Source organism: Aquabacter albus, assembly GCF_040049275.1.
In the GTDB taxonomy this organism is placed as follows: Bacteria; Pseudomonadota; Alphaproteobacteria; order Rhizobiales; family Xanthobacteraceae; genus Aquabacter.
On record NZ_JBDZDT010000004.1, the window covers coordinates 589873 to 602502 of the forward strand.

The following is a 12630-nucleotide window of genomic DNA, read 5'->3' on the forward strand; positions in this document are numbered from 1 at the left end:
ATCCTGTCGGCCAGGGTTAATGCGGGGCGGGGATGCGCGGAAATCATTAGAAATGATCCCGCGCATTAGCGGTCCTGATCGACCTATTGGACGCCCACCTTGCCGAGATTGGGCAGCCAGGTGGCGATCTGCGGGAAGGCGATGATCATGGCGATGACCGCCAGCAGGCAGATCCAGAAGGGCACCGAGCCCTTGAAGATCTCCCCGACGCCCACATTCTCCTGTGGCAGCGCGGCTTTGACCGTGAACACCAGGATGCCGAAGGGCGGCGTGAGCAGACCGGTCTCGATGGCGATGATGCCGATCATGGCGAAGGCCAGCGGGTCGTAGCCCAGCGTCATGGCGATGGGCGCGAACACCGGCACCGTGAGCAGGATGATCGAGATGGAATCGATCACGCAGCCCAGAAGGAACCAGATCAGGATCATGATGCCGAGGATGGCGAGCGGCGGCAGGCCGGTGTCGAGGAAGAAGGCCTGCACCGCCCCGGTGATGCCCGTCATGGACAGCACGCGGGAATAGAGCTGCGCCGTCACCAGAAGCAGCAGCAGCGGGGCAGACGTGCGCCCTACGGTGAGGACCACGTCGAAGATGTCCTTCATCTTCATGCCGCGGCCGATGGCGATGAAGAGGGAGAGCGTCGCGCCCACGCCCGCGCCCTCTGTGGGGGTGAACACGCCGAACCAGATGCCGCCCAGCACGCTGAGGATCAGCACCAGAACCAGCAGCGTGCCGGTGATGGTCTTGCGGAAGTCGTCGTCCTCCACCACCACCGGCGGGGGCGACATGCGGCCTCCGCCACCGCCCGCCACGGCGGTGCCGGATGATGTCACCGAGACCACGCCGCCCCCGCCGGCCGCCTCGCCCACCAGCGCGGGATAGCGCATGGCGAAATAGACGATGTAGAGGCTGTAGACGCCCACCACGAGGAAGCCGGGGATGATGCCGGCGAGGAACAGGCTGCCGATGGACTGCTCGGTGATGACGCCCCACACGATCATCAGCACCGAGGGCGGGATCAGCATGCCGAGGCAGGCGCTGCCGGCGATGCAGGCGAGCGAGAACTGCCGGTCGTAGCCGTAGCGCTTCATCTCGGGATAGGCGATGCGCGAGAAGGCGGCCGCCGCCGCGATGCTCACCCCCGAGACGAAGGCGAAGATGGCGTTGGCGAACACGGTGGCGATGCCGAGCCGGCCCGGGAGCCATTTGGTGACGCGGTTGACCAAAGCGAAGAGATCGCGCGCCGCCCCGCACCGGGCGAGGAACTCGCCCATGAGGATGAAGAGCGGGATGACCGCGAAGATGTAGTCGCGGATCGCCTCATAGGCGGTGTTGGAGATGAAGGTCCGCACGACTTCGAAGTCGCCGTCCATCATCATGTAGATGCCGAGCGCCGACGCGATGCCGAGGGCGACGGCGATGTGGGTGCCGAGGAAGACGAGGCCGAGGAGGACGCCGAGCACCAGCGCCATTTGGGTTCCATCAAACATGGCGGCGGCCCTCAGTGCGATACGCCGGTGGCCAGGACTTGGCGGTGCCGCGCGGCGACCACCTGGCGACAGGCAAGGAGGATATAGGCAAGGAGGGCGAGGCCCGTGCCGGCGAGAACGGCGAGGCGCACCGGCCACATGGGAACGTGCAGGGCGCCTTCACCCTCAAATTCGCCGCTGGTCCAGGCGTGTATGAACCCGTCGATGCTGCCCCAGAAGATGATGCCGAACAGCACCGCCCCAAGCAGCGAGCCGAGAACACCCAACGCCGCCTGAACCGGCACCGGGAAATGCACCGTGAAGGCGTCCACGTACATCATGCCGCCGGACAAGATCGCGTAGCTGGCCTGCAGGTAGCAGATGATGACGATGGAGGAGGACACCAGTTCCGGCGTCCCCTTGAGCGGGGTGCCGAAGATCACCCGGCCGATCACATCAGCGCAGACAACGAAACAGAGCGCAAAGGCAAGGATCGAGGCGATAACGAGCAAGGACTTGGAAATGAGATCGAGCGCTTTTCCGATCATGGACGCACCTATGATTTGCGATCGGCGAGAAGAAACGCGGCACCCGGGCCGGCCCTGAAGGCGGGCCCGGGCTGATGATCAGGCGAAGCGCGGCTTCACTTGATCTCGTAGCGCACCGGCCATTTGTGGCCGTGGTTCTCGTAGAGCTGCAGGGTGAGGTTCAGCACCTGGGTGGCGGGCAGGCCGGCCTTGTCGAGCTCGGTGGCCTTCTCCTGCGGCCAGTCCTTCAACGAGTTGGCCCAGTCCATGCGCACGCGGGCCGGGACCGCCGACTTCACCTTGGCGCCCAGCTCCTTGAGCTGCGCGATCTGCTTGGGATAGTTCTCGTCGTTCACCGTGCCGGTCTTGGCCTCGAACTCGCGGGCGACCTCGAGGACGACGTCCTGGACGTCCTTCGGCAGCTTCTCGAAGCGGGCCTTGTTGATGGTGAGGCCGTGCCAGGTGATCGCCCCGAAGCCGGTCTCGGTATAATAGGGCGAGACCTCGAAGAGCTTGAAGTTCACTACGCCGGACGGGAACATGATCCAGCCGTTATAGACGCCCGTCTGCATGGCGGTGTAGGCGTCCGGCAGGGAGGACTGGACCGGGATCGCACCGGCATATTCCAGCCATTTCAGGTTCAGGCCGGCGCCCGCCAGCTTGCGGCCCTTCAGGTCCGCCACCGAGCTCCAGTCGAAGGTGGTGGTGAGGTTGTAGCCATTGTCCGAGATGAGGGCGATGAGCTTCTGGTTGAACTTCTTCTCGAACACCTCGGTCATGTAAGGGACTTTGTCGTAGACCTCCCGCGCCACCTGCACGCTGGTCACCGAGCTCATGGACGAGAAGGGCAGCATGACCTGGAAGGCGTGCATGGGCAGGTTGGACGGCTCGAAGCAGAAGCAATAGCCGCCGATGTCGATGATGCCGGACTGCACCGCCTCCAGCGTGTCGGCCACCTTCACCATGGAGCCGCCATAACCTTCCACGAACTCGATCTTGTGGCTGGTCTTCTCGGCTACGCGCTTCGTGACTTCGGGCACGAAGAAAGTCTGCATGAGATTGACATAGGTGTTCACCGCCGGATGGCCGGAGGCGATGCGCAGGCGGAACGTGTCCGCCGCGGCGGGGAAAGCGAGCGCGGTCGCGATGCCGCCTGAGATGACCGCCGCGAGGGCGGATCGGCGCAGGATGAAGCTCATCTGAAAATTTCCTCCCGGGGATGACTTATTTGTATTGTTCTAAATCTGCGCTCTTGGGCGGCGCACCATTTGAGATCATCGGCGTTGTGCAGACGCACAAGAATAAATGCTGCCATGCCGCAAAGGCATATGGCAGATTTACTGTATTAGGAGTGTGCGTGGGGGCATCGCCAAATGATCATTTATGATCTGGCCCATTATCATTTCTGATGGGTCGGTTTGGCGGCGGCCTCGCGCGCGGGCGAGCGGGCCGGCCTCGGGTCTAGCCGGCCGAAGCGTTGTCCGTGAAGCGGCTGGCGGCGCTCAGCATTCGAGAGCGCGCGGCAACAGCCGCACGCTCTCGCGCGCGGGCCGAGATCGGAAAATTCTGGAGAGAAAGCCGGACGGGGGAGGCCGCCTCAGGCGGTCCGCGTGGTTCCGAAGCCCAGTTCGCGGGAGAAACGGTGCGCTGCCTGGCGGATCTTCTCGCGCTTTTCTTCGAGGCGCGGGAGGGTGAGGCGCCAGATGGGGCCGGAGATGCCCACCGAACCGATGGTGCGGCCGGTGAAATCCTTCACCGGCATGGCGATGCAGCGCACCTCCAGATCGTACTCGCCATCGTCATAGGCAAGCCCGTCCTCGCGGATGCGCTCGATCTCGGCGCGCAGGGCGTTGGGGTCGATGATGGATTTGGGCGTCCACGGCTCGAGCTTGGCCGTCGCGAGATAGCGCTCGAACGCATCGGGCGCCATGGCCGCCAGCAGCACCTTGCCGAGGCCCGTGCAGTGCGCGGGCCTGAGCCCGCCGGCGCGGTCCACAAGCTGGAACGCGCCCGGCCCCATGGCGCGGGCCGCCACCAGCACGTCGTCGCCGGAGCGGATGGCGAAATGCGCCGTCTCGCCGGTCTCGCGGGCGATCTCCTCCAGGATGGGCGTTGCCAGCCCCACCAGCTCTATCTCGTTGAGGGCGTTCACCGCCAGGCTGAAGACCATGCCGCCCACATGGTAGCGCTTGGTGTCGCGGTCCTGCCGAAGGTACCCGAGGCCCACCATGGTTTTCGCCAGGTGAAACGTCGTGCTGGTGTGCAGCCCGATCTTCTTGGAGAGTTCCGCGAGGTTGACGCCCTGCTTGTGCCGGGCGACTTCCTCCAGGATGCCGAATGCCCGCTCCAGCGATTGCACGCCGCCGCTCTTGGCTTCCACGGCTTCGGGAAGCGTATTTTCGACGGGCAATGCAGCCTGGCGCGGCATCCTGCTTCTCCTGTCCCGGCCCTAGGCCGTATGGCGGGCGAGGCCCGCGGATTTTCACATTATGAAATAATCATCCAACTACCCATTCAATGCAACCCGGCAGCCGTGCCAAATCTAGGCGCGAGCGAATTTATAGAGGACCCGGCCGTCCTCCTCATGCCACGCGATGCGCATGCGCGCGCCGATGGAAGGCGCCTCCTCGCCCTCGATCTGCGCGAAGACGCGCGGCCCCTCGTCCAGGGCCACGAGGCCGAGGAGATAGGGCACTTCGCCCTCGAAGCCGGGGGCGGGTGCATGGCAGCGCGAGCAGGCCACCAGCTTGCCGAGGCCGCTCGCCTCGCGCCACTCGGTCTCGCCGGGGTCGCTGAAGAGGCTCAAGGGGCGGGGGTAGAATTGGTAGCGGTCCGCCGCCTTGTCGTATTGCAGGAGGAATCTGCGCTCCTGCACCGCGTTCCAGAATGGCTCGGTGAGCTTGGTCACCTTGATGTCCGGCTTCTTCTTCGTCATGCGCCGCGCTCCAAGATCAGGACGTTGCTGCAACCCCAGTTCCGCGCGTACTGGATCACGCCGATGCCGGTGACCATGGCATTTTCCGCCCGTGCCACCTGACGCGCTCCGGCTTCCCCGCGCAACTGCTTCAGGGCCTCGATGAGATTGATCCCGCCGCCCGCAAGGCCGGGCTGGCCGGCGGAGATCTGCCCCCCGCCGGTATTGATGGGAAGGTCGCCCTTGATGCCGATGTCCCGCGCCTTCAGGAAAGCGCTCGCCTCTCCCGGGCCGCAGAAGCCGATCTGCTCCAGCTGGAGGATGAGGGCGATGTAGAAATCGTCATAGGGATGGAAGCTCTGAATGTCGGACGCCTTCAGCCCGGCATCCCGCAGCGCCGCCGGCCCCACCTTGGAGAAGCCGGTGACGGTGATGTCGTCCACCTCCTGGCGCGGATCGAAATTCACCATTTCCCGGTAGGCCACCGGGTGCACCAGATTGTCGAAGCCCAGCTCCCGGGCCTTCTTCGTGGAGGTGACAAGGAAGGCGTTCGCGCCGTCGCAGCGCATCACGCAGTCGAGAAGCCGCAGCGGGTCGGAGATCATGCGGGAGGCGAGATAGTCCTCCTCGGTGATGGGCACGCGCAGTTTCTCGCAGGCATTCTCGTTGAGCAGCGCACCATTCCGCTGCGCCACTGCGAGCCGCGCCATGCCCGGATCGGGGGAGCCGTATTTCGCCGTGTAGGCCGAGGTGAGAAGACCGAAGGAGATGGGCAGCGCGCCATAGCCGAGGGGATCGCAAAATTCCTCCCGGTAGCCGCTCTGCTTGGTCACGAACTTGGTGGAGGGCGCATCCGCCGCGATGCAGAGCACCATCTCGCACAGGCCGGAATGCACCGCAGTCCCGGCCCGCACCAGATTGCCGATGACCGAGCCGCCCCCGATCTCGCTCGCCTGGCACCAGGCCAGCTCGAGGCCGAGGGCATCGGCCATCATGTTGGTCCAAAACGCGTTGTGCGCCTCGGCATTGGCGAGGGTGGCCGCCATGCCGTCGATCTGCGACCGCGCGATACCGGTCTTTTCCAGAAGCTGCCGTGTCACCGCGCCGGCCAGCTCAAGGGCGGTCTTGCCGCTCTTGAGCTCCAGCTTGGTGTCCGCGCAGCCGATCACCGCGATCTCGCGGTCCGTCAGCCAGGTCATGCTTGCCTCACTGCGCCTTGATGCCGGCGGCGTCCACCACCGGTGCCCAGCGCGTCATCTCCCTGGCGATGAGGTCGCTGAACTGCTGGGGCGTGGACAGATCGAGGCTCACGCCGAGCGCCTTCAGCCGCTCCTGGGATTTCGGATCGCTGAGCGCGGCGTGGATGTCCTTGTTGAGCTTCGCCACGATCTCCGGCGGGATCTTCGCCGGGCCGAGGATGCCCCACCAGTTCACCACGTCGAAGCCCGGCACGCCGGATTCCGCCACGGTGGGCACATCGGGGAGCGCCGCCTCGCGCTTGGGCGAGGTGACGGCGATGGCCCGCACCTGCCCCTTCTGGATCTGCGGCAGCGCGCCGATGAGGCTGTTGAAGCTCATGGGAATATGGTTGCCGATGAGGGCCGTGAGCGAATCCGAATCGCCCTTGAAGTGGATGGGCTGCATGGGCACCTTCGCCTCGCGGGCGAACAATTCGCCGGAGAGGTGGACCGAGGTGCCGTTGCCGGCGGTGCCGTATTGCAGGCCGCCCGGTGTCTTCTTCGCCAGGGCGATGACGTCCTCGATGGTCTTGATGGGCGAATCCTTCGGCACGAGCACCACGTTGCCGGACGCCACCAGCACCGAGATGGGGGTGAAATCCTTCAGCGTGTCGTAGGGCACGTCCTTGTAGATGAGCGGGTTCAGCGCATGGCCGCCGGCCACCACTAGCAAGGTGTGGCCGTCCGGCTTGGAGGCCACCAGCTCGCGCGAGGCGATGATGCCACCGGCGCCGGGCTTGTTGTCCACCACCACGGGCTGGCCCCACATGGTGTTGAGCTGCGCCGCCATGAGGCGCGCGACGAGGTCGAGCCCGCCGCCGGCCGAGAACGGCACGAGCACGCGGGTGGGCTGGGTGGTGAAGGTGTCGGCCGACGCGCCCGCGCCCACCGACATGGCCAGCGCGAGCGCGCCGGCCATGGCCAGGAACTTCTTCATGGATCGTCCTCCCTCTGCTTCTCGTGTCTGTTCAGTCGACGATGATCTTCTTGTCCTCGAGAGCGGCGATGTCCGCCTCGGCCATGCCGAGAAGGCCGCCGAGCACCTCGCGCGTGTGCTGTCCCTGGAACGGCGGCGCCGTATAGACATCGAGCGGGGTGCCGGACAGGCGCATGGGCGAGACGATGAGCGGCACGGTGCCACCGCTGGCGTGTGTGGCCTCCACCACCATGCCGCGGGCCGCCACATGGGGATCGGCGAACACCTCGGACACCGCATTGATGGGACCGGCCACGAGGCCGTTGGCCTCCAGGTCGGCCAGCCAGTCCTGCTTGCTGCGGGCGATGAACTTCGCCTCCAGCTGCGGGATGAGCGTCGCCCGGTTGCGCACCCGCGCGCCGTTGGTGGCATAGAGCGGGTCTGTCCCCAGATCCGGCAGCCCGATGAGGGCGCAGAGCTTGCGGAACTGGGCATCATTGCCCGCCACCAGGATGATGTGGCCGTCGGAGCAGGCGAACACCTGCGAGGGCACGACGGAGGGCGCGCCCGTGCCGAAGCGCTGCGGGTCCTCGCCCGAGACGAGATAATGCATGTTCTGGTGGGACATGGCGGCCACCTGCGCATCGAACATGGAGATGTCGATGTGCTGGCCCGTTCCGCCGTGCGTGTCGCGGGCATAGAGGGCCGAGACCACGGCGGTCGCGGCGTAGCTGCCGGCGAGAAGGTCGGAGAGCACGAAGCCCACCTTGATGGGGCCGCCGCCCGGCACGCCGTCGGGATGGCCGGTGACGCTCATGACCCCGCACATGGCCTGGAGCAGCGTGTCGTAGCCCATGCGGTGGCGGTTCGGCCCGGTCTGGCCGAAGGCGGTGATGGAGCAATAGATGAGGCGGGGATTGAGCTTGGAAAGGCTCGCATAGTCGAGCCCGTAGCGGGAGAGGTCGTCGACCTTGAAATTCTCCATCACCACGTCGGCTTTGAGCGCCAGCGCGCGGACGATGTCCTGACCCTCGGGGCTCGCAATGTCGACGCTGATGGATTTCTTGTTGCGGTTGACGCTCAGATAATAGGCCGACTCCTTCGTCTCCTCCCCCGCTCCGTCCTTCAGGAAAGGCGGGCCGAGCTTGCGCAGGTCGTCGCCGCGCCGGGGCTGCTCCACCTTGATCACCTCGGCGCCCAGATCGCCGAGCATCTGGGTGGCCCAGGGGCCTGAGAAGACCCGGGTGAGATCGAGGATGCGGATGCCGTCCAGCGGCCGTTTCGTCATGGTTCTCCTCACCTTTGTCAGGAAGACGGGTGCGCGGGGATGCGGCTGGAAGGGCGGGCGCTTTCAGGCGGGCGCGTGAAGCGGGCAGGGCAATTGCCCGCACCGAAAGCGGCGCCTCCACATAACCGCCTCGGCCTGAGGCTTCCTCCGTGCGCAGCTTCATCGCCACGTTTCTTCATTATGAAATGACTATTTCTCAATACCAAAATTGGCCTATGGCGCAAGGCGAAAAAGCGCTGTTCGCTGTGCGAATTGGGGCGATAGCACAAAGGAACCCTTATGTTTCATGGTGCGGCGCACCCTCCCACGCCTTGCTGCTGCTGTCTTCGCCCCCGATATTGACAGATGTTCCCGTATTGTGAATTCATATCCCTAATCTAGAAATGAGCCCGGCGCGGATGCGCAGCGAAGGCACAGCCACAGGAACCGCCCCGCAGATGAGGTTTCTCCAAGACAGAAGCATCGCCATCATCGGCTATGCGGAGGCCGCGAACGTGCGCGGCAGCGGCCGCAGCGCGCTCGATCTCGCCGGCGAGGTGCTCGCGGGCGCGCTCAAGGCCACTGGGCTGGCGCGCGGCGACATAGACGGGCTCGCCTGCACCCAGGCCATGTCCGAGGCGGGCAATCCCTTCTGGAGCAATCTCCTCGCCGAGACGCTGGGCCTCTCGCCCACCTGGTGCCAGACCACCGACCTCGGCGGCTCCTCCAATGTGGGTAACATTGCCCGCGCCGCGGCCGCGATCCATTCGGGCATGTGCGAGATCGCGGTGTGCATCGGCGCCGATGCTGTCTCTACCCAGGATCTCTCCCGGCAGGTGGGCCACCGCACCGAATTCTGCGACCCGTTCGGCTATGCCGGCCCGCTCGTGGCCTTCGGCCTGCTGAGTTCGGTCTATCGGAGTCAATACGGCATGCCCGACGCCGCGCTCGCCAAGCTGGCGGTGGCCCAGCGGCGCGGCGCGCTGGAAAATCCCAATGCCAGCGCGGTGCTGCGCAAGCCGCTCACCGAGGCGGACTATCTCAATTCGCGCGTGGTCTGCGACCCTCTGCGGCTGCTGGATTGCGTGATGCGGTGCGACGGAGCGAGCGCCTTCATCGTCACCTCCACCGAGACAGCCCGGCGCCTCGGCGTGACGAAGATGGTCCACCCCATCGCCTATCGGGAGCGGGTCAATTTCGACCCGCAGGAGACCATCCCGGACATCACCATCTCGGGCTTCAGCGATGTGGGGCCGAAGGCGCTTTCCGATGCGGGCCTTAGCCCCTCCGACATCCACATGCTGCACCTCTATGACGACTTCCTCATCGCCGTGCTGCTGCAACTGGAGCAGATCGGCTTCTGCGGCGCCGGACAGGCCGAGGCGTTCGTGAAGGAGCGCAGCCTCGCTTATGACGGCGACCTTCCCATCAATACGGGCGGCGGGCAGGTCTCGGCCGGCCAGCCCGGGCTTGCGGGCGGCGGCGTGAACATGTCCGAAGCCATGCGCCAGCTCTTCGGCGAGGCGGGCTCGCGGCAGGTGAAGCGGCACGGCAACGCTCTCGTCACCGGCATCGGCGTGCTGCCCTATGGCCGCAACTGGTCCTCCAGCAATGCCATGGTGCTGGAGCGCGGCGCATGACCTTGTCCCCGCTCGTCCCGGAAACCGAAATGCTTCCCCTGGCCGCCTCGGGCCTCACTGTGGGCGCGCTGTTCCAGCAGCAGGCCCGGCTCGCGCCGGACCAGACCGCCATGGAGGAGCGCGGCCAGCGCATCTCCTATGGGGAGCTGAACGCCCGGGTGAACCGCCTCACGCATGTGCTGGCGAAGCGCGGCCTCGGGCGCTCCGGCGTCGTCGCCGTGGTGGCGGAGAACCGCAGCGAATATGTCGAGGTGCAGCTGGCCGCCGCGAAGCTCGGCCTGCTGGTCGCCTGCCCCAGCTGGCGCCAGTCGGTGGATGAGCTGAGCCATTGCCTAGGCCTAGCGGAACCCGCGCTGGTGTTCGCCTCGGAACGTTTCGCCGAGAAGGCGGCGCAAGCGTCCGGCACAGCCCCCATCGTCTTTGGCGAGCCCTATGAGGCGCTGCTGCGCGCCGGCGAGGAGCGCGATCCGCCCGATGTCGCGCAGCCGGAGGACCCGCTGCTCATCCTGTTCACCAGCGGCACCACGGGCTTTCCCAAGGGCGCCGCCATCAGCCATCGCGCCATGGTGGCGCGCACCTGGATGGCGATGCTGGACGAGACCCTGTTCCCCCGCCGCAGCTTCGTGTGCTGGGCGCCGCTGTTCCACATGGCCGGCTCCGACAATGCGCTGGGCATGCTGATGCTCGGCGGCAAGCTGGTGATGATGGAGGGCTTCGATGCGGAGGCCCTGGTGGAGATCATCGGCAAGGAGGAGATCGGCCTCCTCTCCCTCGGCCCCGGCACGGTGGAGCCGCTGATCGCCGCCTTGAAGGCGCGCCCTTTGAACGTGCGGGGCATCTCCCTCGTGGGTGCCATGGCGGACCTCGTCCCGCCCTCCAGCATCGGCGAGGTCACGGGGCTCCTGAACGCGCCGTTCCGCAACACGTTTGGCTCCACCGAGACCGGCCCGGCGCCGGCGAGCCGCGGGCGCATTCCCGTGGGCGTCGCCCCTGAGCGCTTCTCGAAGGTGCAGAGCTCGCTGTGCCTCCTGCGCCTCGTGGACCCCGACGGGAACGATGTTCCGGACGGCGAGCCCGGCGAGATGCTGGTGCGCACGCCGGCTTTGTTCTCCGGCTATTGGCGCGCGCCCAAGCAGAATGCCGAGGATTTCCGGGGCGGCTGGTTCCACATGGGCGACGTGATGGTGCGCAATCCCGACCGCACGCTCGATTTCGTGGACCGCCGCAAATACCTCATCAAGTCCGGTGGCGAGAACATCTATCCCGCCGAGATCGAGCGCCTGCTCATGGCGAGCGCCGACATCGCCGAGGCCGTGGTGGTACGCCAGAGCGATGCCCGCTGGGGCGAGGTGCCGGTGGCCTTCGTGGTGGCCCGCACGGCGGGCCTCACGGAGGAGCGGGTGATCGCCATGATCAAAGGCCGCATCGCCCCCTACAAGGTGCCCAAGCGCGTGCACTTCCTCGATGAGGCCGATCTGCCCCGCAGCGTCACCGGCAAGGTGCGCCGGCAGGATCTGGAGGCGCGCCTTACCGCGCCTTCCAAGTGACCAACGACAGAACGATCAGGACCAGGGAGGATTCCATGAAGACCAAAGCCCCCAAGGGCCGCTTCGCCTTGCTCGCCGCTTCCGCGTTCGCAGCGGCTCTCGCCTTCGCGGCGCCGGCCGCGGCGGAATATCCCGACCGCCCGGTGAAGGTCATCGTGCCGTTTGCCGCCGGCGGCGGCGTGGACCTGCTGGCCCGCGTGGTGGCCTCGGAACTGCAGAAGGTCAATGGCCAGCCCTTCGTGGTGGAGAACCGGGGCGGGGCCGGCGGCAATATCGGCATCGGCGCGGTGATCCGCTCGCCCGCCGACGGCTACACCCTGATGATCACGTCCGACGCCGTGGTCACCAATCCCGGCCTCTACAAGCCGACGCCGTTCGATCCCATCAAGGATCTCGCGCCCATCACCGAGCTCGGCACTACGCCGGACCTGATCACGCTGAAGCCGGATTCCCCCATCAAGAGCCTGCCGCAGCTCATCAAGGAATCGAAGGCGAGCCCGGAGAAGTACACCTATGGCAGCGGCGCCCAGGGGGCCTCGCCGCACCTCATGATGGAGAAGCTCCAGAAGCTCGGCGGCTTCAAGCTGCTCATGGTGCCGTTCCCCGGCGCGGGCCCGGCGACACAGGCGGTGCTTGCCGGCACCACGGACATGAACACCGGCAGCTATTCCTCCACGCGCGGCCAGATCGCCAGCGGCCAGCTGCGGGTGCTGTTCCACGCCGGCCCGAAGCGGCTGCCCGAGCTGCCGGATGTGCCGACGCTTGAGGAACTGGGCTTCCCGGGCTTCGTGGCGGAAACCTTCATGGCCATGTTCGCGCCGGCCGGCACGGACCCTGCCATCATCAAGAAGCTGTCCGGCCAGGTGCTTGCCATCCTCGCCCAGCCGGACGTGCGCGCGGGTATTGAGCGCACGGGGCTTGCGGTGCATGCGGAAGGGCCGGAGGCGCTGGCCGCGCGGGTGGCGAAGGACGCCGCCATGTGGCGCAGCGTGGTCGAAGAGATCGGCCTTACGCTCAACTAAAGCGCAATGACCGTATTGTGAAAAGCCATTTAATATGGCTGAATGCCGTTCCGATAACGGGTGCGGCCGAAGGCCCCCCGATCCAATTGA

At 66.2% G+C, this 12630-nt stretch carries 12 protein-coding genes; 4 read left to right on the plus strand and 8 right to left on the minus strand.

Annotated elements, in window-relative coordinates; all coding sequences use genetic code 11:
• Window positions 1-83 precede the first annotated feature (83 nt).
• The 8 genes from ABLE91_RS12470 to ABLE91_RS12505 form a co-directional block, all read right to left on the minus strand.
• Complete coding sequence (locus ABLE91_RS12470) at window positions 84-1490, minus strand: TRAP transporter large permease (RefSeq protein ID WP_348931141.1); 1407 nt, start codon at window positions 1488-1490, stop codon at window positions 84-86.
• 11 nt (window positions 1491-1501) lie between these two features.
• On the minus strand, window positions 1502-2017 hold the full coding sequence (locus ABLE91_RS12475; protein ID WP_348931142.1) for a TRAP transporter small permease: 516 nt from the start codon (window positions 2015-2017) through the stop codon (window positions 1502-1504).
• Between the two features lie 95 nt (window positions 2018-2112).
• On the minus strand, window positions 2113-3195 hold the full coding sequence (locus ABLE91_RS12480) for a C4-dicarboxylate TRAP transporter substrate-binding protein (protein ID WP_348931143.1): 1083 nt from the start codon (window positions 3193-3195) through the stop codon (window positions 2113-2115).
• Between the two features lie 398 nt (window positions 3196-3593).
• A complete protein-coding gene (locus tag ABLE91_RS12485) occupies window positions 3594-4424 on the minus strand; it encodes an IclR family transcriptional regulator (RefSeq protein WP_348931144.1) in 831 nt (276 codons plus the stop codon).
• Window positions 4425-4538: 114 nt separating this feature from the next.
• Window positions 4539-4931, minus strand: coding sequence for a Zn-ribbon domain-containing OB-fold protein (locus tag ABLE91_RS12490; protein WP_348931145.1), 393 nt, complete (start codon window positions 4929-4931; stop codon window positions 4539-4541).
• On the minus strand, window positions 4928-6109 hold the full coding sequence (locus ABLE91_RS12495) for a thiolase family protein (protein ID WP_348931146.1): 1182 nt from the start codon (window positions 6107-6109) through the stop codon (window positions 4928-4930). Before ABLE91_RS12495 ends, ABLE91_RS12490 begins: the two co-directional genes overlap by 4 nt.
• 7 nt (window positions 6110-6116) lie before the next feature.
• Window positions 6117-7085, minus strand: a complete 969-nt coding sequence (locus ABLE91_RS12500; RefSeq protein ID WP_348931147.1) for a Bug family tripartite tricarboxylate transporter substrate binding protein — start codon at window positions 7083-7085, stop codon at window positions 6117-6119.
• A 31-nt stretch (window positions 7086-7116) separates the two neighbouring features.
• Window positions 7117-8352 carry a CaiB/BaiF CoA transferase family protein gene (locus ABLE91_RS12505; RefSeq protein WP_348931148.1) on the minus strand — a complete coding sequence of 412 codons (1236 nt, stop codon included), beginning with the start codon at window positions 8350-8352 and terminating at the stop codon, window positions 7117-7119.
• A gap of 149 nt (window positions 8353-8501) precedes the next feature.
• On the opposite strand from ABLE91_RS12505, the gene ABLE91_RS12510 reads away from it, so the two are divergent.
• The 4 genes from ABLE91_RS12510 to ABLE91_RS12525 all read left to right on the plus strand — a co-directional run bounded on the left by ABLE91_RS12510 (window position 8502) and on the right by ABLE91_RS12525 (window position 12540).
• A complete protein-coding gene (locus tag ABLE91_RS12510; RefSeq protein WP_348931149.1) occupies window positions 8502-8714 on the plus strand; it encodes a hypothetical protein in 213 nt (70 codons plus the stop codon).
• 75 nt (window positions 8715-8789) lie between these two features.
• Window positions 8790-9971, plus strand: coding sequence for a thiolase family protein (locus ABLE91_RS12515; protein ID WP_348931150.1), 1182 nt, complete (start codon window positions 8790-8792; stop codon window positions 9969-9971).
• On the plus strand, window positions 9968-11518 hold the full coding sequence (locus tag ABLE91_RS12520) for a class I adenylate-forming enzyme family protein (protein ID WP_348931151.1): 1551 nt from the start codon (window positions 9968-9970) through the stop codon (window positions 11516-11518). Before ABLE91_RS12515 ends, ABLE91_RS12520 begins: the two co-directional genes overlap by 4 nt.
• A 35-nt stretch (window positions 11519-11553) precedes the next feature.
• Window positions 11554-12540: a Bug family tripartite tricarboxylate transporter substrate binding protein gene (locus ABLE91_RS12525; RefSeq protein ID WP_348931152.1), complete on the plus strand. Its 987-nt coding sequence runs from the start codon at window positions 11554-11556 to the stop codon at window positions 12538-12540.
• The last annotated feature ends 90 nt before the right edge of the window (window positions 12541-12630 follow it).